Origin of the sequence: Vibrio sp. Isolate33 (assembly GCF_022397895.1) — a bacterium.
GTDB lineage: Bacteria > Pseudomonadota > Gammaproteobacteria > Enterobacterales > Vibrionaceae > Vibrio > Vibrio pomeroyi.
This window is the reverse complement of the sequence record NZ_JAKEUP010000004.1, coordinates 169836-193446: the sequence shown is the minus strand read 5'-3', so window position 1 is coordinate 193446 and position 23611 is coordinate 169836. Positions and strand designations below refer to the sequence as shown.

Below are 23611 nucleotides of genomic sequence, written 5' to 3'. Positions count from 1 at the left end.
CTAGTCGTTCCTGACTTAAGTGAGTAGTGATTGATGACAACTCCCGACTCCGTCATCCTCGAGAAGGAGGAACGACTGAGTCGGGGATCTGCTTAATCTATCTCTGTATCTGGGCTGAATAACATGCCTAGAATCTACGCAACAACTTTGTACTGCTTCTCCATCTCACTGACACCAAGACCAGAGTGTTTCGTCACTTTCAGTTGAACGGGAACTCGCTCTTTTAGTGCTTCAACGTGGCTGATAACACCAATCATCTTGCCAGACGCATTCAGGTTATCGAGCGCGTTAAGTGCGATGTCTAATGTGTCGCTATCAAGCGTGCCGAAACCTTCATCCAAGAACAGAGAATCAATACTGGTTTTGTAACTCACAAGATCAGAAAGTGCTAATGCCAACGCCAAACTCACCAAGAAGCTTTCGCCGCCTGATAGCGTTTTGGTATCACGCATCACATCGCCCTGCCAAGTATCCAATACTTGCAGCTCTAAGCCATCGTCGGCTTTACGTTTTAACTCATAACGACCGTGCAAACGCTGAAGTTGCTTGTTGGCCAAATACACCAAGTTTTCCAGAGTTAGCCCCTGTGCAAACTTACGGAATTTGTCGCCATTCTTAGAACCAATTAACGAGTTCAGGCGAGAGATGTCATCAAACTCAACTTGTTGTTCAGAGATTTGTTTGAACAAGTCTTGCTGGTTACTGCGATTCTGACGATCCGTTTCAAGGTTGGCAGAAATCGCACCGATTTTGGTCGCATGGCTTTGTTGGGCGTTTTGGCATTCCGTCGTTGCTTCTTCGACTTGCTGTTGGTCTTGCTCTTTCCATGTTTGCGCGTTGTCGTGGTTTTGTAGCTCCGCTTGAGCTGCTTTTGCGGTGTTTAACCTTGCTTGTGCGCTAACAACCGCCTCGTCTAACGACTTTTTAAGGTTTTGCAGTTGAACACGAACTTCTTCGTCTAACAACGCAGCTTCAAAATCAACTTCAGCTTCGAATGGGCTCGCTTGTAAAGCTTCTAGCCAAGCAGTCGTTGCTTGCGTGTGGCTTGATTGCTTGCTCACTAACTCATCAGAGAAACCAGTGTGTTTGGTTTGTTCAGTTCGATGTTCCAGTTCACAACGATTAACAACCAGCTGAGCAGCATCAAATGCCGTTACTGCATCCGTCACTTTCTGCTTCATTACATTACTGGCAGTTTGAATGTCTTGCTCACCGAACAACTGCACCCTTTCCGAACCGATGCGAGCCAGTTCCGCCGCTAACGATTCGCTCTCTTTTGTCAGCGTATCCAGCTCTTTCTGCGCACTGCTTAGCTTGTCATCCAACGTTTTTTGCTCAGCACATTGAGTAATCAGTTGCTTCTCTAGTTCGGCGTGTTGCTGCTTGGTTTGCATCCATGTGTTTGATGTTTGGAGCTTTTCAGTGAACCAAGCGTCAATGTGTTCGAGTTCAGGTGCTTCGATAGAGGTATCAACAATACTCTCTTTTAGCGAGTTCCATTGCTGATCTTTCTGTTGAGCCGTGTGGTTTATCTGCTCGTTTACACTTTGGTTTTGCTTGTTGAGATCAGCGAAGCGTTGCTCGGCCAGATCTAAGTTTGCTTGTGCTTTTTCTGCCGTCATGCTCGCCGATAAACGCTGTTTCTCGGCTTCAGCAAACACCGTTTTAGCGTCGACGAGTGCCTTCAACTGTTGCAAGGTTTGATTAAGTTGAAACTCACATTGCTCAGCAAATGTCATCACCGCAGCTTCATTACCTAAATCGTTAACCGTTAACAATGCCAACTCTGGGGCTGTGTTAGGGAAATCAAACAAACTCTGTTGAAGCTTGTCAATTATGCCTTGCCAGTTCAATTGAGCTTGTTGAATGTCCGCTTGAGCGCGCTGAATATCGTCGTTAAGCGCGGTAACCATAGGAGCCAGAGAATCCAGCTGTTGACGATGCTCTTGACCGTCTTTCTTGATAATTGCTAACTCATGCTTTTCACGCTCTTGTTGAGCAACCAAGTTTGCAATGTCTTGCGACTGCTCAATCGAATGGTCTGTTGAACCACACAATGGGCACTCAGATCCAGACTCTAGAGCTGCTCGGTATTTTGCCAGTTCCCCTTCTTGCGCAATCAACAGGGTTAAGCGTTCAAGCGATGTCTCTTTCTCTTTGTATCGCTCGACCAACACTTCGCGCTCTTTCGATAGCTTATCAGCTTGCTGAGTATTAATTTGATGCGCTTGAGTTTTAGCCCCAAGCTGCTGCTGGGCGTTTAAAAAACTACGATTAATTTCCAGTAACGAGTGAGTGTTGCGATTCCAGAACTCCAACAACTCTTTTTGAGTATGTAACACCTGCTCACTGGTATTGCCTTGTAAGGCTTCCCATTGCTGCTTGGTAGTGTTTTCTGTCACAACCAATTCAGCTAAGGTTTGGTCTTGTGTTGCTTTGGCTTGTTGCGCACTTTTGATAACCGCTTGCTGAGTATCAAGAGCCGACAAAGCTTGCTTAGCCGAGTTTAACTGCTCTGAATGCTGACGCTCTAAGGCACGAACTTGCTCGAGCTTGGCTTGCCACTGACCTAAGTATTTTTCTAACTGTTGGTCAGCTGGGTGGGCTGTTAAGTAATCAGAGCTTAGCTTTTCTTGCTGTTTCAACTCATCGATCTGCTGCGTTAATACAAGCTGATGATTAAGCTGCTGCGAGTGTTGCTCATTGAGTGCATTCGCTGAATTAACTGCAGCAGATTGCTTTTCTTTAAGCACTGCAATTTGGTTATCTAGCGGACGAACCTGCTCAATGATCTTCTCTTGATCTTGTTGTTCAGTTTTTATCTTCTGAACAGCGTCGCTGCTGTGAGTCAGCTTAGCTTGTGCGTCTTGTTTCTCCGCGTCACGAACTGCCAGTAATTTAGTGCTGTTATTTAGGTTAGCTTGAGTGGTACTTACCTCTTGCTCGCAACGCTTTAAATCTTTATGCAGCGGGCGCAGTTTTTCAGCTGGTTCGCTATTTGCCAAGCGTGCCAACGATGCTTGGTTATCTTGCAATTCATCTTGCGCTGTTTTTAAGTCGTGCTCGCTCGTCGCAATCGTGTGTTGCGCTTTGGTCACGTCTTTCCACCAACTCAGGTGGGCTTGCCACTCTTTGAGTTGCTCGGCGAAACGCTTTTGTTCGGCTTCAAGGGTGTCACGTTCTGCTGTGAGTTCTTGAATTTGCTCTTCAGACAATAAGCTCACACCCTCGGCTTTCGCTTTCAGGTGGTTCAGTGCTTCTTCGCTCGATTTAAAGTGATCGTAAATACGCTCTGAAATCAGGCTATAAACTTCGGTACCCGTTAGCTCTTCTAACAGCTCAGCACGATCATTTGCATTAGCATTTAGGAATGCAGCAAATTCGCCTTGAGACAACATGATCGATTTAGTAAAGCGTGAAAAGTCCAAACCCGTTACCTGTTCAACTAGCTTGGTCTTCTTGGTTAACATGGTTTCTAAGACTTTATCGGTATCGGCATCCGCAAATTCACAAGTCGGTGTTTGCAATGCGCCATCGTGTTTACCGCGGGCACGTTTTTGATGGAAGTTAGAACGGTAGGTTTTACCTTGAACTTCAAATTCAAGTTCAGCAAAACATTCGCCAGTGCCGCGCGTCATCAGTTCGTTATTGCCTTTCGCAATACTCTTCAAACGCGGCGTACGGTGGAATAACGCTAAACAGATCGCATCGAGAATGGTGGTTTTACCCGCCCCAGTTGGACCTGTAATGGCAAACAGACCATTTTCTGCAAACGGCGATTGGGTAAAATCGAGTTTCCAACGCCCTTTCAAAGAGTTTAGGTTTTCAAATTCTAGGCTTAAAATCTTCATACTCGTTACTCTTCTACTTTGTTTGTTACTTGAGCGCTTTCAGACACTTCAACCATGACTTGTTTAAACTTCACCGTCATTCGCTCTAAACGTGCTTTTTCAGAGTCAGTTTCAAACTCTTCTAAGGCAATACGCTTAGTAAACACATCCATAGGGCTCAGTTCAGACAGCGTTTCTGCTGACTCTTGCTCTAAAGCTTGATTTCGACGTTCTCTCGCTCTGCGAAGTTGCAACACTTCTACGTTCAAACCTTCAGTCAAGGCACGCATGCGTTCTTGGAGATCTGAAAGGTAATCTTGCGCTTGAACTTCAATCGACAACCAAACACTCAGTTCCCCATCTGAGCCAATGTATTGGTTCAGTTGAGATTCAATTTCACTCAAGTCGCCTTTGATCTCAGCAAGCGGTTGGAACGTCGGGACAGCCAGTTGAGAAATGGTGCGCTCGCCTTCTACAAATTCGACCACACAGACCTGTTTCTGAGACTTAAGCTCATCAAAGCTGAGTGGAATTGGAGAGCCGGAATAACGAATGTATTCACGCTTCGCCACGACTTGTGGGCGGTGAATATGACCAAGTGCAATGTAATCAGCATCAGGGAAACCATCAGCAGCAAAACCATCGAGGTTACCAACATAAATATCGCGCACGGAATCTGACTGTTGAACCCCCATTGCGGTTAGGTGACCGGTCGCGATGATTGGCATGTTTTCGCTGTTTTCAAACGTCGCACGCTTTGCGACAGCCGCATCGTAAACACTTTGATAATGCTGCTTAATGGCATCACCCAACTGTTTTTGGCGCTCAACACCAGACACACCAGCTTGACTGGTCAACACATCGCGAGGACGAATAAATGGAATGGCACACACCAAGGCTTCTACATCACCCGTTTTACCTTTGAGCTCGACAACCTGTGTCGCATGATCTTTGTTGGTATTTGGGATGACATCAGCACCCATGTACTTCAGTAATTGCTGTGTCTCTTTCAACACAGACACCGAGTCATGGTTTCCACCTAATAGCACCAATTGGCAGCCAATCTTATTCGAGTCGACAACAAACTTGTTATACATCTCACGCGCATAACTTGGCGGCGTACTGGTATCGAAAATATCGCCAGCAACAATAATCGCGTCGATGTTGTGCTCAGTAACTTGCTCAAGTAACCATTGTAAAAACCGCTCGTGTTCATTCTTACGGCTTTTATTGTAGAAGTTTTGGCCAAGGTGCCAATCGGACGTGTGAAGAATCTTCATTGCTGCTCACTGGAAGTCGGTAATACTCATAATCTACCAAAATAGCTCAGATATTTCCCTTTTATAAGCTTGTGAAAACCAACTAATTTCAGGCTTTGTAGGCTCTGTGTTCAACACTTCATTGAACGTTGTTTGTTATATAAAAAAACCGCTCAAGGTTAGAGCGGTTTTGATGTGTAAATCTAGCTAAGTTAAAGCTTAATGGTTTGGGCGATTTAGTTGAAGTAAGTCCCACTTGTTGCCGTAGAGATCTTGGAACACAACCACAGTCCCGTACTCTTCTACTCGTGGCTCTTCATTGAATACAACGCCATTTGTTTTCATCAGCTCATAGTCACGCCAAAAGTCATTAGTCTGTAGAAACAGAAAAACACGACCACCCGTTTGGTTACCCACGGACTGTTTCTGCTCTTCATTACTTGCTTGAGCCAGTAATAAGTTCGTTCCGTTTGAATTCGGAGGAGATACCTGTACCCAACGTTTTCCGCCACCTAGATTGGTGTCTTCGATCAGAGTGAATTGAAGTTTCTTGGTATAGAACTCGATCGCATCATCATAGTTCTCTACGACTAACGCGATATTTCCGATTTGTTGTTGGATCAGTTCAGACATCTGTATTTCTCGACTTTGGCAAAAATAGGATTCTACACATCATGACGATATTTACGAAACTATTGAGCCATAAAAAAGCCCACGTAATCACTAGACAACATGGGCCATTTCTGAGATTCACTTGTTAAGTAATTAGAAGTTGTATGAAGCACCCAGTGTTACTGTGCTAAATGCCACATCTCTGCTGCTCAGACGTACTTTATTGCCATTAACATAAGCGAAATTTTCAATGTTTACGGCATCTGCTTGCGAGATCAGACGAAGTGTCAGGTTTTCTACTGGCGTGTATTCAACACCAACACCGAAGTGAAAACCGGCACCAGAATCATCAATATAGCTCGAATCCTTTGAGTTAAGGTCAACGTAGCTCAAGCCCGCCAACACAAACGGACGAATTGAGTTATCGAAGGTGTAGCCTAGGTTTGCTGCCACAGAAAACGATGTTGGTGAGAATACCTTAGTATCATATGACTCGTAATCAGCGTAATCTGTATAACCAAGCTCAATACCAACGATACGGTTAAATTGGTAACCACCGTAAAGGCTGTATCCCATGCTTTCAGCGTCTAAACTGCCTGCGCCGTCAGTGTCTGAATCTTGATATACACCAAGGCCAGCACCAATGTATGGACCACCTTCAATACCAGCAGCAAAAGTAGGAAGTGAAACCAAGCCAACTAGGCCCAATAGAAATGTTGATTTAAGCATGAAAATACCCTTTTTAGTTTGTCCTACAGTAACGTTAACCAACCGCTGATAGTTATCCGACACTATTCCACAGGTTGCGTTACTGTTTAAAATAAATTAAATAAACAACTCCAAGTGAATAATAAAACACTGTTCATTTACGGAGTGAATGAGAAACTATCACAACATTTTGTGTTCATCAAATGAGCAAATGGTGATATTTAATAAAGTCTCATTAGTGAGACTCACTAATTTCACTGCAATAAAATGATAGAAATTAAAAATACACAAGCCGTTATTTGACTTATAAAACCAGCTTAAATCATTAATTTTACTAGCTAATTACGATGTGAAAGAAGTAACTAAAATTAGTTATTTGGATCGTTTTTCTTACTCATAAAATTAAAAAACTCACACTATATTTAAATAGAGTGAGTTTTATTATTTTGAGGTAATTTATTTAGTACGACCTGCTATTAAAATATATATCAAGTTGTATAAATATTATTAACGAGCTTCTGCTAGGCTTGCCAAGTAGTTGTTCGTTAAATAGAAGCCACTGAATTTCTCAATAAAATCCTCAGGAACGGTTTTATCGGTCAATCCAGACTCAATCAAAGCCGCTTGCCACTTCTGCACTTTAGGGAAACCTTCCAACATATCAAAACCGGAACGTTCTTTGATCACAGATGCACGGTGTAATAACGGTAGCCAAGCAATGTCGACATTAGAGATATAATCGCCTTTAAAGAATTCTGTGTCGCCTAGTTTCTTTTCTGCTTTTAAGAAGGCTTTTTGAAGGTTCGCCAAACGTGTTTCAAAGGTCTCTTTATCTTTACTGCCCATCGTGCCGCATTGAGGCATGTAATGTTTACTCGCCTGATACGACCAAGCACGGTCTAACGCTTTTTGCTCGGCAGTTACCTCTTCAATTGGCGCATATTTATCATCCAGGTATTCAACAATAGCGTCAGACTCAAATAATACCGTGTCGTTTTCAGTCACTAACACAGGCACTTGACCGTTTGGCGAAATATCCAAGAACCACTGTGGCTTGTCGCTTAGTTCAATATATTCAATTTCAAACGGTACATTCTTCATTACAAGAGAACCCATAACACGTTGAACAAATGGGCAATTTTTAAAGCTAATCAATTTAATCATGGTTGACTCCGAATTAGGTCATTAATTTCTGTTTACACCCCTAAGACGAACACCAAAACCAAAAGACGAAAAATAATTAAATTTTTATAGAAATAGTGAAATACAGAAACTTTGAATCCCTAAATCCGGTCGATTACACGATCAACGATATTGCAATAGATGCCATGATCACACCGACGATAAATTCTAATACCTTCCATGCTCTCGGATTCTTAAACATTGGTGCCAAGAATCGTGCGCCATAACCTAGCGAAAAGAAGAACACAAACGAAGCCGTTACTGCCCCTGCGCCAAATAACATTTGATTAGGTTGATACTGAGTCGAAATAGAACCAAGCAGGACTACGGTATCCAAATAGACGTGTGGGTTTAACCAAGTGAACGCCAAACACATGGCTATCGCTTTGGTTAATGAATCTTTGGTTTCTGCACTTGCTTCCAGAGCGTGGTTTTCAGTGAATGCTGAGCGGAAGCTTAAGAACGAGTAGACGCCTAAAAAGATAGCTCCGCCATAACGAGCAAATTGCTCTATTTGAGGAAGCTGTTTAACAATCGCCCCAAAGCCCGTTACACCGAAACTGATTAGCAGCGCATCAGAAATCGCACACACCGCACAAATGGCCAGAACATGTTGGTTCTTGAGACCTTGTTTTAAAACAAACGCATTTTGAGAACCAATCGCGAGAATCAACGAAAGGCCAAGAGAAAAACCAGCAAAATAAGTCGACATGAGAAAAGGTCTTTAAATGTAGTGACGAGGGTAATTGGCCATAATAGTAGCCAAATTATCATATTGTTAACAAGTGCCCTGTTTCCATTAGCACCTCTTATCACATGTAATTGACGATTGGCGTAGCGGAAATAGCAGTACTTAAATGCACACATCCGCTTTTTCTAAGACTGACTCTCACTTTAGTTTTCACGTGCATTTCAAATAATTAACAAACTAATCAATTGATTTTAAACATCTTTATTCTTGCATCTTTATTTTATAAATGTTGTTTTTATTAATAGAATTCAGCTCAAACTTTAAGACTTTAAAATCGATCACAGTGAGATCTTCCTACCATTTCATTGACCAAACGAATGATACAAGTCTGATTGCATATTACCTTTTGACTGCTTTTTGAGCGGGCTTTTCCCACTCGTATAACTGACTTAGTAAGTGCTTCTTAAACAACTTTCCTAAGTATCAGTTTTAGGCAAACAACTATTCAGTCTCACAATGATAAGGATGCAACACAGATGAATCACGGACATAGACTTACCACTCTCGCTTTGGCCATTATGGCTTCGGCCCACGTATCTGCCTCGGCTCTTAATGAAAATAGTCCAGAGCCGCAACCTACCAACTCACCTTTCATTCAGGATGTAAAAGGGACGATAGTTGAAGATTACTCACGAGAAACCATCCAACCTGTATTTTTCTCTATGAGGATGATGAGTAACGCTGACGAACAACGCGGCGATTGGTTTAACCTCTCGGCAAGCTACACCAGACTCCAAGGCGTGGGTTCTGATGTGGTATACGACTACTTAATGCCCCCTCTTCAACCACAACCTGTCATTGTGGCCGTTCTTGATTCGGGCGTTGACGTGGAACACGAAGATCTTAAAAACAAACTTTGGACCAACGAAGACGAGATCCCAGACAACGGAATCGATGATGACGGCAACGGCTACATCGATGATGTCCACGGTTGGAACTTTCTTGGTAACTCACTTGGCATTAACGTTGACCAAGACACACTAGAAGTCACCAGAGAATACAAAAAGTACCTCGAACTCAAAGAGAAAGGTCATTGGATTCCACGCAAGAAGCGAGCTTATTTTAAAGCAGTGGAAGCCGACTATTTGTCTTCTTTGAAAGACGACCAAGATGCTTTAAACCGCGTTACAACTGCAACTGAGCAAGCCAACGAGTTCAAAGAACAGATTCTTCAATACGTCGATCAAAAAGACTTTTCTACCAACGGTTTAAAAACACTATTGGATAGCGAGAACGCTAGCGTCGTAACCGCTGCAGAAGGACTTTTGAGCGTGTTTGATTCATGGTACTCATTTGAATATCTTGAATCGCGTCGCAGTCGCTACCAAGACTCTTTAGATTTCCACCTTAACCTAGAACTCGACACACGTGGCGATATTGTTTGGGATGACATTTCTAACCCTTGGGAAAAAGGATATGGAAACAACGATGTAAAAGGTCCTGTAGGTTCACACGGTACTCATGTGGCAGGAATCATTGCAGCTGAACGTGACAATTTTATTGGTATTGATGGTGTTGCGGATCATGCTCAAATAATGGCAGTACGTATGGTGCCAAACGGCGATGAGCGAGACAAAGACATTGGCAATGCCGTGCGTTACGCAGTCGATAACGGCGCGAAGATCATTAATATGAGTTTCGGTAAAAGTTACTCACCACGTAAGTACATTGTCGACCATGCTTTCCGTTATGCGGCTCGTAAAGGCGTGCTGATTGTTCACTCAGCGGGTAACAGTCGTAACGATAACGACATCAAACCAAGCTTTCCAAACCGCTACGCTAAGCATTACCGCTCAAAGCCGATCTCAACATGGTTAGATGTGGGTGCATCCGCGAAATACGCAGACGAAACTTTAGTAGCAAGCTTCAGTAACTTTGGTCAAAAGTCGGTTGATGTATTTGCTCCAGGCTACCGCATTTTATCAACCACACCGGGTAACACTTATGGTTCGAAAAGTGGTACCAGCATGGCAGCGCCTGTCGTGTCTGGCGTCGCAGCATTAGTCTGGTCTCGCTACCCTGACCTATCCGTCAAAGAGCTCAAAGCAATGTTGATGGGCGAATCGAAAGTCTACCCGGAGCTACTGGTTAAAAAGCCTTCTAGCCCTGACGATTTGGTTCCGTTCAGCTCACTTTCAATCTCAGGAAGTGTTGTCGATGCCGAAGCCATTTTCGCGGAGCTAGAAACTCGCTAACGCTTTAATCATCTGTTATTGATTCAGGATATTCGTCATTCCCTAAAGCGAGGGACGAGCGTTATAGGGAATCTCACTTTGCTGTTAGAGATTCCACATACCTCGTTCCTCGGTTCTGGAATGACGCTGAGAATCTCTTTTTTATCTTTTAACTTATTAGCTTTTGAACTTGCACTAGCGCAGTTCGATAGTCATAAATTGACTGTGAGGATCGAGCTCGTAATCTGCGAAAGGTTCGCAATAACCAAAGCCAAATTTCTCGTACAAGTTACGTGCAGGCTTGAAATAATCTTCAGAGCCAGTTTCTAAACTGATTTGTCGATATTGGCGAGCACTTGCTGTATCCAAAACGTGTTGCAATAGTTGGCTAGCAACGCCAGATTTACGTGCAAATTGAGAGGTTCTCATCGACTTGAGTTCAGCATGTTGAGTGGACAGTTCTTTAATCGCGACACAGCCCAGTAATTGACTGTCTTTCCATGCGCTAAAAAATGTTATCTCTGGTGACTTTAGCCCATCAAGGTCAAGTGCATGAACACTTTCTGGTGGCGATGTCGCGTACATATCAGCTAAATGTTCTTCAAGTAGCCCAATCACCTCACCACCAGACAAGTCATCAATTTTTATTTCCATAAGTCTTTAATTATCCTTAATAAATTTTTAATCCGTTTCCGATACAGTAAAATTACGGTACTCTCGATAAATCATGAATATCATACTTCGCTTCCATAGTCTCGCGGCAATTAATGCGCCTTATTGCATTGGACTTGTTGCAATACAACAAAGGATACATTGGGTATCGCTGCGAAGCTCATAAGTTCATACCAAGCACCTGTTTTCGGTGAGGGGATAGATTACTAGGTCGATATGAGTATCCAATTAGACTTAACCACAGCCACACCTTGCCAGAACTTTGATTCAGCTCAGGGCTACATTACGCTTCAAGATCATCGTGTTATTGATGTTGATAATAACATTGCCAAGATATTTGGTTACGCCAGTAAAGAATCACTTCTTAAGAACGTCGACTTTGTCTATTCAATGGTGCCAGAGCATTTCCACGGAGCCATGCGTGAACGCTACTTGACGGCAATTAAAGGACAACTTCTAAAAGGAAAGCTCTATACCGACATCGTTATTAATGGTCGTAACTTGTCTTTGTTTAGCATTGCCCAAGGCATTCAGGTAAACAAGCGCCCTGCACTTCGCGTAATGATCATTGATATCACTCCTGTGATCGCAGCCGAGCGTCATAATCAAGAAAAAGACCAGATGTACCAATCTCTGCTCAACAGCTCTAAACAAGGCATACTTGTCCATAGAAACTTCAAACCACTGATGGTTAACCAAGCTTGGGTTGATTTACAGGGCGCAAAATCGGTTGAACAGGTGTTGGCCATGGATTCGATCATTTCAATCATTCCACCAGCAAACCGTCTGAATGCCATGAAACGTTGCCAGAGCATACTTAAAGGTAGCCCGCCAAATTTCAGTTCAGTTGTTGAAAACCAATGCTTTGATGGCAGTAAAAAGCACTTCAACATCTACGACAACATCATTAATTGGCAAGGCGAAAAAGCAATTCAAGTGGTGGTAGAAGACGTTTCAGATAAGGTAATATTGGAACAGGAACTTTTACATCGCGCCCTTCATGACGACCTAACACAAGTGCTCAATCGCAGCGCTATTTATGATTGGCTGAAAAAACCATTAAGTGATCAAACTGAGATGTCTTGCTTGTTGTTAGACATTGATGATTTCAAAAAGATTAACGACCAATTTGGACACAGTGTCGGTGATGAAGTGATTCGCACCCTTGCACAAACCATCAAGAAACACGTAAAAGCGTTGAACGGCGTTGTTGGACGTTGGGGGGGCGAAGAGTTTATCGTCTTCTTCCCTAAAGCACGAACGAATCAAGCGACTGCGCTAGCCACTGCAGATTCTCAAGCAAGGGTTGTGGGCGAACGTATCTGTGAAGAGTTTCGCACACGTCAGTTCTTGGGGTTCAATCGCACCAAGTTTCAATCGAGCGTGAGTATTGGCATTACCGATAGCTGTATCATGCGCACGAGCAAGGCGCTCAATACCTTAATTCGTGTTACGGATAACGCGCTCTATCAGGCTAAATCGAAAGGCAAAAATAGAGTGTCGGTTAACCAAGAAGGTGCGTGCGTAGTGTGTGGACAGTGAAAGAATTGCTAAGCATCAATAAAGGTCATTTAAACCAGTAAACTGATCCAAGATTTTCTTGTTATTTTTAAGTTCTAGTTTACTATGCGCCACCCCAATTTTTTCAGCAAATGCTGCAGGCAAACATGTCCGCCAACGCGCTCTATACCGACCTATCTGGTTACTATGATTTAATGTGTGTTGATATTGACTACCAAGCGCAAAGTAACTGCGTTCGTAGGCTACATCAGATTTTTGGAAATGAAGGAAAAACTCACCTAGACCTTGGTTGTGGTACAGGTCCTCACGTTCGTCACTTTATTGATTACGGCTATCAAAGCAATGGACTTGACCTAAACCAGCCCATGTTAGACATCGCTCAAATACGCTGCCCTGAAGCGAACTTTTCAGTGCAGAACATGAGTAACTTTGAAGTCTCCGAGCCGTTCGACCTTATTACTTGTTTCTTGTATTCCATCCACTACAACGATGGCATCGAGAAGTTAAAAGAGTGCATTGCCAGCGTTCATAAAGCGCTAAAACAAGGCGGTGTGTTCTGCTTCAATGTGGTCGACAAAGACAAGATCTGTAATGATCTTTTTGTTCGACACACAACTAACCAAGAGCAGGATGATTTTACTTTCCGTTCGGGTTGGTATTATTCAGGCGAAGGTGACAAACAGGCGTTGAAACTCAGTATAGAGAAGACAACCGCTGGAGAAACTCAAATATGGAATGATGAACATCCAATGGTGGCCTTCTCGTTCCAAGAGTTGATTGAAATACTCAAAGCCTACTTTGAAGTTCATGTCTTTGAACACGATTACGATAAGTTGTTGCCGTGGGATACCCAATCGGGCAATGCTCTCATCACTTGTGTAAAAAGCTAACACTTTTCGACACCTAAGCTCGCTCAAGTTACGAGTTCCCAAATCAAAAGAACCCACAAGACTTTAAGTCATGTGGGTTCTTTGTTTTATATGTATCTATCTACCGAATCAAACGCAGATTGATTAGAAGTCTGCAGTCATACCTACATAGTAAGTACGTGGCTCTTCAACGTAACCCATGTTCTCAAGCTCTTGAGATACCGCTTCGTCCGTCAAGTTGGTGATACCCGCACGAATACGAACAGAATCATTTACGTTGTAAACCGTACCGATATTCAACGTTGTGTAAGCATCCTGAGTTAGATCCGTTTCGATATTACGTTCGCCACGGTAGCGCGCGCTAATAAAGGTGTTTAGATCATAAGTAGGGCTCCAGTTTAGCTTAACCAAACCAGAATGCTTGTAACGCTCTAGCAGCTCTTCGCCCGTTGATTTATCTTCTGTGTCTAGGAAAGTGTAGTTACCAGAAATACCCCACTCGTCCGTGATTTGGAATTGACCCGTAAGCTCTGCACCTTGGATAACTGCTTCAGAAACGTTAACGTAAGTACGCGTACCGTTACTTACAAAGTTGTTACCGCTGTCTACACAGCCAACACCATTACCACCCCATGTGCCACCTGAAGTACATTCAGTATCGCCACGGTCAATCAAATCTTGAATCTCATTACGGAAAAGCGCGCCTTCAACATTCCAACGAGGTTGAGTATAAAGTGCAGCAATCTCGTAGTTCCAGCTTGTTTCTGGGTTTAGGTCTTCGTTACCAACAATGTCACACCAACCTTTACAACTCGCTACTGTATAGCCAGCATGGTTTTGCGTTAATGATGGCGCCTTGAATGCTTTACCAACACCACCTTTAATGATCAGGTCATTCGTTGTTTGGTGAACTAAATAAACACGTGGGCTGAACTCTTCGCCATATTTTTCGTGCTTATCTAAACGACCACCTAATGTCGCAGTTAACTGCTCAGTTACATTCCATTGGTCTTGGATGAATAATGCACCTTGGTAAGCCTCTGCTGGATCTCCCGTTACATTCTCTTCATTGGTCAACTCGCTCAATTGGTAATCTAAGCCAACTGTTAGAACGTGACTATCTCCAAGGTAGCTTGTAGCTGACGCTTCAAAGATTTGCGTCAATTCTTCTACATCACGGGTTGAATTGCCGACATCCGCAGCATTCTTATCCACTACATTCTCTCGTGAGTAACGAACTTGAGTATCACCCCAGCTCCAGAAACCACTGTGTGTTAGAGCTTGGCTGTTACGTTTCACGTTTGAATTTGAATAGTTCACGCCTGTAGCATGCTCAGCCGCAGAATCACGCTCATCATCGCTGTAACCTACGTCCAAATCGATGGTTTGATTGTCAGTTGCATGCCAAGTTAGCGTACCAAGTAAGCTAAGTGTGTCGCGCCCTTCAAGTGCAGTAATATCAGAACGATCTGTTGTTACGTTTCCATCAGTGCGAGTACCTGTATATGGCTGCCATGCATCACGGCTAGTTTGATTGATCGAGAATCGTGCAAAAAGCTCGTCTTCAATCAGAGCACCAGAAGTCGTTAAACCAACAGAGTGTTCTTGTCCGCCATTGCCATCATTTGGAGTGCTGATGTCTGTGCTCAGTGAAGAACTCCACTCATTGACAGGTGCTTTAGTAATTATGTTGATTGTACCGCCCATACCATCTGAACCGTAAAGTGCAGACATTGGGCCACGGATGATTTCAACACGTTCGATTGAATTTGCAGGGATAGTAGAAAGGTCGAAATCGTTGCCACGGATGATGGCACTTGCCGAACTTAGACGACGACCGTTTACCATAATAAGCGTGTAATCAGAATCCATACCACGAATAGAGATCATTTGACGGCCAGCACGTGTGCTATCGAAGTCAGACTCAACACTCGTTGATTCAGCAACGATGTCTGCCAAGGTAATACCTGGGCTGTCTTCGATGTCTTGAGCGGTGATAACCGACATTGAAGCTGGTGCTTGTTTTAACGCCATCTCTGTACGAGTAGCCGTAACTACCATTTGCTCATCTGTATCCTTCACTTCCTCTTGCGCTAATAGGTTTGGCGAAAGTGAAGTACAAATAACAGCGACTGCGATCGATAAAGGCTTACGAGTAAAAAAGGATCTCTCAGACATGATATTCATTCTTATATGTGATTGGTAATGATAATGGTTTGCATTAAACAGCCTACTACCACTCTTATCAATGAAAGTTTCATGTCAAAAATCGATTCTCGCTATTCACCTTTCAAATAAGCCAAAAGACCCATATTCATTTCTATAGAAGACTAAAAATCACATTCACCATTCAAATACCTTAAGCGTATAAGTCTTTGAATAGCTCTCGCACCCAACGGCACATAGGGTCATTGTGGAAACGTTTATGCCAGTAAAGGTACACATCTTCAGATGGACTTCTGATCGCTTTCGGCACACGTTTACAAATTAAGTCACGTTGCTTGGCCGCTTGCGTAGCAAATGGTGTAGGTAGGTGGAAGATGATGTCGGTCGTCTCTGCAATATCGGCAGCAATATTGAAGTTAGACAGCTGAATCGGAATCGATAGCTGGCGCTGTTTATCTATCAAGCCTAGGTCTTTAAATCGGTTCTCAATCGAGAGCTTCTTGTCCCCTTGCAGAGAAATTTGCCCCAACTGACTGTTGAGCAAATCATCGACTGTTATCTCTTTATCTGCCAACGGATGGTCTTTGCTCATCAATAAACGATAATCACGGCTAATCACGAACATGCGGTACAAGTTCTGCTCTGAGCTTGATGGCTCATGCGTCGACAGTACAAAGTGCGCATCGCCAGACAGTAAAGGCTCGAAATGACGTTTGGGAATGGAATCGATATCGACAACCATGTTCGGTGCTTGCTTGCGAATCTCGGAAACGACCTTAGGTAACAAGTGAGAAACCTGAGGAACCAAGCCGAAGAAACGAACGGTGCTGTCACTCGTTTGTGGTTCGAAAACATCCCCGTGAACTAGCTTCTCTAAGCGTGTCAGCACAGAATTGAGATCTTGCTTAATGGCTTCTGCTTTTGGTGTTAGCTCATAGCCGTAAGCCGCTCTCACTAACAAGTCATCGTTAAACACTGTGCGTAGCTTTTGCAGCGAACGACTCACGGTTGGCTGACTCATATCAAGCGCTAGTGCAGTGTTGGATACGTGCTTTTCTTCAAGAAGGTGTTTTAGGATGACTAAGAGGTTAAGGTCGACTTGTGCGAGATTCATTATTTAAATATTCACAAAATTTAAAATTCAGTGAGCGCATAGTGCAGTTTTCAGACATGTAATACAATTGATAATCACTCCTATTTTGATCTAAAGCAAAGTCTCTTGTCGCCCTAGCCGCTATATGTGCCGTCAGCAAAAGTGGTGACATCAATAACACCGAACTCATGAGTGGATTACCCAAATAAAAAAGAGAGGCATGATGGCCTCTCTTTGATCTTTTACTTTATGGTGCTTAGTCTACAGAGCTAGTTGATTAAAGCTTTGTCCAAGCATCTTGCCAGTATTGGCTATCTCCTGGAGCATAAGATGCGCTTGCACACCAAGCCGTGTATGGCCAAGGCTTGCATTCGTATAGCCCATTGTCGATGCCTACTACAATATCGCCCGCTTCGTAATTCGTTCCTGCTTCATACGGAGGGTAATCACCAGGAGGTGGCGTTGTTCCGCCCTCTTCTTTGATAGCGAATGAGTTATCGACCATCACCATTTCGCCGTCCGTTGCTTTACCAACAACCTCAAGCTTGTATTGACCTTCGGCTACATCGTACAGATCCATTGTGATTGCGCGGCTGTCAGTTAGGTTAACTTTCGTCTGCTCAACTACAGTACCTGCGCTGTTAATCACCATCGCTGTTACATCTAACGCTTCGTTTGATGTCAGTGTGAACTCTAAACGTACATTGCCGTTATCCAGTACATATTCCGACTTAAGGCCAGATACGTTCAGCTCTGGATCGTCACCTGGATCAGGATTGCCACCACATGAGCTGTCTGAAACCTTTCTCCAAACGCCCCACTCACCTGTCGTTCCTGGCTCTTCACCACGGGTATACCAACCTGCTCCCCAAGTCGCGCCGTCGTGTGATACTTGGTCACCTTCAACATAAACAGTGTCGGCATCCCATGCTGCTGCACAGTTAGAACCATCAGTCACAGACACTTTACGCTCTACAGTGACGGTTTGATGAGCACTGTCTGTCACACTATATACAAGCGTGTAGTTGCCCATTTCATTCACATCGACACTGCCTGTGTGTGTAATAGAACTCGTTAGATCACCATCTTCGGCATCGTTAGCAGTCACACCAGCCATTGGGTCAAATGCAGTACCAAGTATGACTGTTGTATCCGATACGCCATCGAAGACTGGTTTTTGGCTGTAAACCTCTACCGTTCTTGCTTTGGTTGTTTCATTGTTGTCGCTGTCTTTCACACGATAAGTCAGAACATAAGTACCAATCACACTGGTTTCAACGTAACCTTCAACATCAATTGATGATGTTAAGTCGCCATCTTCTTTATCTGTTGCTGTAACACCTTCCATCGGGTCGAAAGCCGTTCCGTGCAGAACGCGCGAGTTCTCAACACCTTTCAGTACAGGTTCACCTTCAACTGGCGGCGGTGTCACTTGACCATGAACAAATGGGCCGTAGTCTTTAATAAATTGTTCGTTGTATTGCTGGCCGTTCTTATTAGTACCCATGTCCCAGTTAATAGACCAAGTCATTACACCGCGCAGAGGCTGGCCTTGCGCCGTTAGGCTATCGAACGCGTCGTACAAATCTTGTGGCTCTTGAACAAAACCGGTTGCTGCTGCATCAATACTTGAAGGGATACCAAACACAAGTTTGTCGTGTGGGATCTTGTGGAAGCCACGCGTACCGTTGATTAGAGAATCAGAAATGTAGTAGATGAACTCTTCTTTTAGCGCATCATTGTTTTGAGCGATCCAACCAACACCTTCAACCCAGATACCATCGCCACCTTGGTTGTAAAACTGTGGGTTAATCCAGTCGTAGTAACCTTCTAGGTTGTCGATGTAAGGTACGTATTTTCCGCTAGTCGTTAGATACGGGAATTCAGGCGCCATGGTAATAAGGAAATTTTTCCCTTCAGCACGATAGTGATCTTTCACTAACTTAAGGGCATCTGGAATTACGGTTTGGTTGTTTGCTGCAGTTACTGCCGCTTGCTCTAGATCGATATCAAGACCGTCAAAGCCGTAGCGTTCAGTAAGTCGAATGATCTCATCAGCAAAGGCTCTTTCGTCACCGGTTTCAAGCTCTACGTGTGCATCTGCACCACCCAGCGCTATCAGTACAGAGCGACCTTGCTTGTTGAGTTCAGAGATTTGGTCAATAAATTGTTCTTCTGAAAGCCCAATGGTTGGGTCCAGTTTAAAAGTTGGGATTCGACCATCAGCCACGTCGTAAACCTTCATGAATGACACATTCACAATGTTGTACATCGGGTTCACTTCATCCAGTGTCACACATGGCGCATTACCGCCTTGGTAACCACCACCATCACACCAGTTGTGCCAATAACCCACCACGACACCAGAATCTGGATTTGTCATGTCTGAACCATTCGCATAAACAGCGCCAGACATAGCCGCCATGCCGACCGATACTGCTAATTGTAGAGCTTTACGTTTCAACATTAGTCCCACTTCCTTACTCAACAGCTGTGCCAATCACAACCGAACCAATTCATTTTAGCCATGAATATTTATAGATAAGTAATGGAATTTATAGGAAAAGATGACCTTTGATTTAACTTGTGATTTTAAGTCACAGATTGAATATTAGAATCAATATGATTTTGACTTTTCATTCAAATTGAAATGCTAAAAGTAGATATTTATCGCTCAAATCATTTATCAAAAGAATGAATTAAGCAACTTAATTCACTAAGGTAATTAAGTGAACTCTAAAATAATTCAATAGGTAAAAATGTTGAGTTGAAAAACAAAAAACAACCTTCGAAAACCCCGCCATCACTAGCGACAGGAAACTTTACATTGCGAGTGACATCACTAAAACCCATGAACACAAATAGCTTAAAATATGCTAGACAATTAAGTCGGTAATTGAAGTTCAAAGTAATAAAGCATGCTTTTTGGCGGGTTAAATCTTAAACTTTCAGGCTATTCATTCGCCAAAAGATGAATAATAAGTCTCAATTTTGGAAATAAAATTCATCTTATTATTTTCATTAAGCTGATTAATACCTGCTGCGGCTTTTCTACCACCACCCGTATCAAAACTAGAGCAAATTTCGTCAGCACCCGTCCTATTGGATAGCGGTGCTCGCAAACTCACAGTATAAGATTCGCCATCTTGGTTTTTGGTTAATACGGCTTGCGCACGAGCTGGATCTTGATTAACGATTTCGTTCCCAAAGACACCACTAATACGCCTTGCCCAAGTTTCCCCCGGCAGTTCAAACACTCGTGCGACGTCACTCTCGTAGATTGGGGTTAGGTTTGATAATTGTTGGTTGTCAGTTTGATAAGCGGCACGAAGTTGATAAAACACGGAGCCTTTATCATCCAAGAGATCAAACGGGTTCGAATATTGATAAAGAGCTTGGTAAAGCTCAGTTGGCGTGAAATGTAAATCACTCAATGACGAGCCATAGCCGTTGTAATTAATGAGCGTACCCAATTCTTCTAAAAAGTCAGTTTGGGATTGGTCAAAGCCACTAGTTGTTGCTAATCGTGTCGCTACCGCTTTTAAGTTGTCACCAAATGCCGCCGCGATTGCCCATTCAACATACTCACCCTTTAGCTTTTGGTTGATTAATAAACTGGTGCAACATTCCGGAGCTGTGTTAATCAGCGTATTAAGGTACTTCGATTGAGGAATATCTCCCGTGCGGTGATGATCGCAATAAAACACTTCTATATCGTCGTCGAGTAACGACTGTAATGCAGATAAGTTCTTCTCCATCGACACATCCAATACAGTGACAGAGTGTACGCTCGCGTGATCGACTTGTTCTGCGATTTGGGACGCAGCTTGAGAAACCAACTTAATATCACGCTTTACGCCAGTAATGAGCACGCTCTCTTTTGGCTCTTTTAAGCGCAATTGCAGTAAGGCGATAATGCCGTCTGCATCTCCATTGAATATGTCGTAATGCATTTTGTTCCTCTTCCTGTGAGATTCAGTCTAGATGTACAAGCGAGCCAATGAAGGCTCTATTGTGCTTGTGCCTGACACCATTTTAGCGTTATTGCACAGATGCTTAAGTCTATTTTGGAATGCCTTATTCTTATTTCGATAAACAGCACTGGAAGACAAAATCATAAAACGCAGCATCATTTGACTTATTGTATGACATATATCACAGCAACTATTATCTAAATGATCATAAAATAAGCATCCCCCACTCAAAGATAAAGATGCGAATGAACACGACCACAACTCTCATTTATGACACTTTAAAAGGCCTTGCTGCCCAGGCTCCTGAGCAACATGCCGAGATCCGCCAGCGATTATATGAGCAATTAAGCTTGCCGTTTAACCAACAACTTTCCCTATATGCCAATGTGTTAGGGCCTATCAGTTCAGGTAAGTTGTCGGGCTGCGACAATATTGATAAAGCTGTAGGTCTAGCGCTCGAAGTCTTAGAAGGCAGAAGCAAGTAAACACCGTTGATTATACAATCTACGTAATCGTTTAACTAAGCAACACTGAAACGGCCCTGCTCCTCCCCCCTTGGGTCGTTTCTTCAAGCTCCCTAGCAATATTCTAGTCATACTAATCCGGTAACTATTTTGCGCCTGCCGTATAAATTTATCCACAACATTAGTTCTTATAAGCCAGACACAAAAAAGGCGCAGATGATCCGCGCCTTTGGTATTAGCTTGTCCTTTGGAACTTACGAAGTCTTGAACTGCGCTACGGCTTGGTCCATGTCATTCGCTTGCTCTGCGACTTTATCGACTTCAATCAAACAGTGTTGAGCTGATGCGTTGTTGTCGCTTGAGATGGTGTTTAGCTCTGTGATTGAATCACTCACTTGCGCCATCACAGCACCTTGCTCTTCAATCGCTGATGCAATACGTTCAGAGTTACCTTGAATACTCTCCATGTCACTTAAGATCAGCTGTAGGCTAGCGTCTAGCTCTTCTGAGTCTTTCAGCGTCAGCTGACCTTGCTGGTTACACTCGCCAATCTCGGTCATTGAAGCGTTCATTTGGCTTTGGATTGCAGTAACAACGCTGGTGATTTCAGTAGTTGATTGATGCGTTCGGCTTGCCAATGCGCGTACTTCGTCTGCTACAACCGCAAAGCCTCGACCTTGCTCACCCGCACGTGCCGCTTCGATCGCTGCATTCAATGCCAGTAGGTTGGTTTGTTCTGCAATGCCTTGGATGATGTTGACTGCATCGCCGATTTGATCAACATGATGATTCAGTGAGCTGATTGAGTCTTGGCTGCTTGATAGACGTTCAGACAACTGAGTAATGTTGTTGATGGTGTCGACAACCACTTCACGGCCTTTATCGGCATTCACTTTCGCTTGGTGAACCCCTTCCGCTGCAACCGATGTGCTTTCTGAGATTTCACCAATCGTTAGCACCATCTCTTGTACGGATGTGGTCATAGTCGAGGTGTGGTTTGCTTGAACCTCAAACTGTTTGATTACCGACTCTAGCTCATCATGCATGTTTGACGTGCTTTGAGTTAGCTGCAGAGATTTAGACTGGGACGCTGCAATCAAGCCTTCTAGTTGATCCAACAGTTGGTTGAAGTACTCACCTAACGTACCCAGTTCATCTTTGCCATTTTCAGTTGAACGGATAGACACATCGTTCGAATCAACAATGTTGCGGATCACTGAAAGTAGCGACTCAATCTTACCAACGATAGAACGAACGATTAACCAGCTGAACAAGATGATCGATGCCAATACAGCAAGACATAAGATGTTATTGATTAGAGACAGTCGGTCCATCAGTTGTTGGGTTTCTTGCTCAAGTACCGCAGAGAACTCTTTGAACTGAGTTTCAATTGCATGAGAGCCAGAGCGTGTTTCACCCAATAAGCCAACGTTGTGTTTTAAACCGATAACCTGCTTTTGTTCGACAACTTGCTTTGCCGCTTCTATTAACGCTCCAGAGTTCGCAGCCATTGCACTTGAAGTAAGAGAAAGAACACTCGGATCAAACTCACCCTTTTCGATCAGATCGTTAAACAGATACAACTCAACTTTTTGGTCGCCAGTAACTTGTGCACTGATGGTATCTAAAATCTCGTGGAATTGACCAAGCAAGCCCTTATCTCTCGCTAAACCATACACTTCAGTGGCTCTTACTAGATTCACGAAGCTTGTGTGGTAGGTTTCGATGTCTTCACGTAAATGCGTGCTGTTGACCAAATCCAAGTCACTAAGAATGGTGGCGAGCTGAGTTTCAGACGCTAAAAATTTGTTGTAGTTTTGGTCAAATTTATCAAGGTATTTCATGTCGCTACGTAATAAGAAATCCTTCTCATTGCGTCGCAGGTTTAATAAGCGAACCTCTAGCTCTTTAGTCACTAACTTGGCATCGCTCATTTTAGCGCTAGTGTCTGCAAAATGTGAGGTGGTGAACAGCAATGAAATCATGCCGAAAATGGAAAACATTCCCAATGAATAGAGCTTTTTCTTTATATTCATATATGTGACTCGTCTTTACTAAATTAACTATGAGTATCTAAATAAATCGCATCGAAGACTGGTTATCCAACTCGCGCGACCTGATTATTGTTATGGTTTTTATATCGATAATGAGCATCTAAAGCTGTGGCTTCTGAGTCCACTCGTTATGACGCTCTTAATTGCATTTAAACAGCAAATGAAGTCGCCCACTAAAGTTAAATTTATCAATAACACAAATTTATTACATGTACATTAGTTGAATGATAAAAGTGAGAGACAGCTATTTGACGGAGAGTAAATACCCGAACGCCCTGCTAT

The 23611-nt window shown here is 43.3% G+C and carries 16 protein-coding genes; 4 read left to right on the top strand and 12 right to left on the bottom strand.

What is annotated here, in order from left to right; genetic code table 11:
• Nucleotides 1-134 precede the first annotated feature (134 nt).
• The 6 genes from L1D37_RS09505 to L1D37_RS09480 form a co-directional block, all read right to left on the bottom strand.
• On the bottom strand, nt 135-3851 hold the full coding sequence (locus tag L1D37_RS09505; RefSeq protein ID WP_239847736.1) for an SbcC/MukB-like Walker B domain-containing protein: 3717 nt from the start codon (nt 3849-3851) through the stop codon (nt 135-137).
• Nucleotides 3852-3856: 5 nt separating this feature from the next.
• Nucleotides 3857-5110, bottom strand: coding sequence for an exonuclease subunit SbcD (gene sbcD, locus L1D37_RS09500; protein WP_239847735.1), 1254 nt, complete (start codon nt 5108-5110; stop codon nt 3857-3859).
• Nucleotides 5111-5308: 198 nt separating this feature from the next.
• Entirely contained in the window at nt 5309-5722 is a 414-nt protein-coding gene (locus L1D37_RS09495) for a VOC family protein (RefSeq protein ID WP_017629818.1), read from the bottom strand.
• Between the two features lie 132 nt (nt 5723-5854).
• The gene (locus L1D37_RS09490) at nt 5855-6430 is read right to left on the bottom strand and encodes a porin family protein (protein WP_239847734.1); all 576 of its coding nucleotides are present in this window, start codon (nt 6428-6430) and stop codon (nt 5855-5857) included.
• A 486-nt stretch (nt 6431-6916) separates the two neighbouring features.
• On the bottom strand, nt 6917-7573 hold the full coding sequence (locus L1D37_RS09485; RefSeq protein WP_176681321.1) for a glutathione S-transferase family protein: 657 nt from the start codon (nt 7571-7573) through the stop codon (nt 6917-6919).
• Between the two features lie 133 nt (nt 7574-7706).
• Nucleotides 7707-8303 carry a LysE/ArgO family amino acid transporter gene (locus L1D37_RS09480; RefSeq protein WP_239847733.1) on the bottom strand — a complete coding sequence of 199 codons (597 nt, stop codon included), beginning with the start codon at nt 8301-8303 and terminating at the stop codon, nt 7707-7709.
• A gap of 515 nt (nt 8304-8818) precedes the next feature.
• Here L1D37_RS09480 and L1D37_RS09475 point away from each other — a divergent pair.
• Nucleotides 8819-10537 (top strand): S8 family peptidase, encoded by a 1719-nt coding sequence (locus L1D37_RS09475; protein ID WP_239847732.1) that lies wholly within the window; start codon nt 8819-8821, stop codon nt 10535-10537.
• A gap of 174 nt (nt 10538-10711) precedes the next feature.
• Here the strand turns inward: L1D37_RS09475 and L1D37_RS09470 are convergent, their stop codons facing one another.
• Nucleotides 10712-11170, bottom strand: coding sequence for a GNAT family N-acetyltransferase (locus L1D37_RS09470; RefSeq protein ID WP_239847731.1), 459 nt, complete (start codon nt 11168-11170; stop codon nt 10712-10714).
• A 234-nt stretch (nt 11171-11404) separates the two neighbouring features.
• Between L1D37_RS09470 and L1D37_RS09465 the strand changes: the two genes are divergently transcribed.
• Together L1D37_RS09465 and L1D37_RS09460 are read left to right on the top strand one after the other, a co-directional pair.
• Entirely contained in the window at nt 11405-12730 is a 1326-nt protein-coding gene (locus L1D37_RS09465; RefSeq protein WP_239847730.1) for a sensor domain-containing diguanylate cyclase, read from the top strand.
• Between the two features lie 125 nt (nt 12731-12855).
• On the top strand, nt 12856-13599 hold the full coding sequence (locus L1D37_RS09460; protein WP_176681326.1) for a class I SAM-dependent methyltransferase: 744 nt from the start codon (nt 12856-12858) through the stop codon (nt 13597-13599).
• Between the two features lie 123 nt (nt 13600-13722).
• Here the strand turns inward: L1D37_RS09460 and L1D37_RS09455 are convergent, their stop codons facing one another.
• From L1D37_RS09455 to L1D37_RS09440, 4 genes are all read right to left on the bottom strand, one after another.
• Nucleotides 13723-15756: a TonB-dependent receptor gene (locus L1D37_RS09455; RefSeq protein ID WP_239847729.1), complete on the bottom strand. Its 2034-nt coding sequence runs from the start codon at nt 15754-15756 to the stop codon at nt 13723-13725.
• A 181-nt stretch (nt 15757-15937) separates the two neighbouring features.
• Entirely contained in the window at nt 15938-16858 is a 921-nt protein-coding gene (locus L1D37_RS09450; protein WP_239847728.1) for a LysR family transcriptional regulator, read from the bottom strand.
• Between the two features lie 256 nt (nt 16859-17114).
• The gene (locus L1D37_RS09445) at nt 17115-19304 is read right to left on the bottom strand and encodes an immunoglobulin-like domain-containing protein (RefSeq protein ID WP_239847727.1); all 2190 of its coding nucleotides are present in this window, start codon (nt 19302-19304) and stop codon (nt 17115-17117) included.
• A 490-nt stretch (nt 19305-19794) separates the two neighbouring features.
• The gene (locus tag L1D37_RS09440; RefSeq protein WP_239847726.1) at nt 19795-20790 is read right to left on the bottom strand and encodes a DHH family phosphoesterase; all 996 of its coding nucleotides are present in this window, start codon (nt 20788-20790) and stop codon (nt 19795-19797) included.
• 266 nt (nt 20791-21056) lie between these two features.
• Between L1D37_RS09440 and L1D37_RS09435 the strand changes: the two genes are divergently transcribed.
• Nucleotides 21057-21296, top strand: a complete 240-nt coding sequence (locus L1D37_RS09435; protein ID WP_132761846.1) for a PAS factor family protein — start codon at nt 21057-21059, stop codon at nt 21294-21296.
• A gap of 233 nt (nt 21297-21529) precedes the next feature.
• Here L1D37_RS09435 and L1D37_RS09430 read toward each other — a convergent pair whose 3' ends face one another.
• Nucleotides 21530-23260 carry a methyl-accepting chemotaxis protein gene (locus L1D37_RS09430; protein ID WP_239847821.1) on the bottom strand — a complete coding sequence of 577 codons (1731 nt, stop codon included), beginning with the start codon at nt 23258-23260 and terminating at the stop codon, nt 21530-21532.
• Nucleotides 23261-23611: the final 351 nt, after the last annotated feature.

Bases quoted from the DNA above. Each gene is read 5' to 3' on its own strand.
- L1D37_RS09455 (WP_239847729.1), bottom strand. From the start codon at position 15,756: ATGTCTGAGAGATCCTTTTTTACTCGTAAGCCTTTATCGATCGCAGTC.
- L1D37_RS09485 (WP_176681321.1), bottom strand. From the start codon at position 7,573: ATGATTAAATTGATTAGCTTTAAAAATTGCCCATTTGTTCAACGTGTT.
- L1D37_RS09475 (WP_239847732.1), top strand. From the start codon at position 8,819: ATGAATCACGGACATAGACTTACCACTCTCGCTTTGGCCATTATGGCT.
- L1D37_RS09490 (WP_239847734.1), bottom strand. From the start codon at position 6,430: ATGCTTAAATCAACATTTCTATTGGGCCTAGTTGGCTTGGTTTCACTT.
- L1D37_RS09445 (WP_239847727.1), bottom strand. From the start codon at position 19,304: ATGTTGAAACGTAAAGCTCTACAATTAGCAGTATCGGTCGGCATGGCG.
- L1D37_RS09470 (WP_239847731.1), bottom strand. From the start codon at position 11,170: ATGGAAATAAAAATTGATGACTTGTCTGGTGGTGAGGTGATTGGGCTA.
- sbcD (WP_239847735.1), bottom strand. From the start codon at position 5,110: ATGAAGATTCTTCACACGTCCGATTGGCACCTTGGCCAAAACTTCTAC.
- L1D37_RS09465 (WP_239847730.1), top strand. From the start codon at position 11,405: ATGAGTATCCAATTAGACTTAACCACAGCCACACCTTGCCAGAACTTT.
- L1D37_RS09495 (WP_017629818.1), bottom strand. From the start codon at position 5,722: ATGTCTGAACTGATCCAACAACAAATCGGAAATATCGCGTTAGTCGTA.
- L1D37_RS09460 (WP_176681326.1), top strand. From the start codon at position 12,856: ATGTCCGCCAACGCGCTCTATACCGACCTATCTGGTTACTATGATTTA.
- L1D37_RS09480 (WP_239847733.1), bottom strand. From the start codon at position 8,303: ATGTCGACTTATTTTGCTGGTTTTTCTCTTGGCCTTTCGTTGATTCTC.
- L1D37_RS09440 (WP_239847726.1), bottom strand. From the start codon at position 20,790: ATGCATTACGACATATTCAATGGAGATGCAGACGGCATTATCGCCTTA.
- L1D37_RS09435 (WP_132761846.1), top strand. From the start codon at position 21,057: ATGAACACGACCACAACTCTCATTTATGACACTTTAAAAGGCCTTGCT.
- L1D37_RS09505 (WP_239847736.1), bottom strand. From the start codon at position 3,851: ATGAAGATTTTAAGCCTAGAATTTGAAAACCTAAACTCTTTGAAAGGG.
- L1D37_RS09450 (WP_239847728.1), bottom strand. From the start codon at position 16,858: ATGAATCTCGCACAAGTCGACCTTAACCTCTTAGTCATCCTAAAACAC.
- L1D37_RS09430 (WP_239847821.1), bottom strand. From the start codon at position 23,260: ATGATTTCATTGCTGTTCACCACCTCACATTTTGCAGACACTAGCGCT.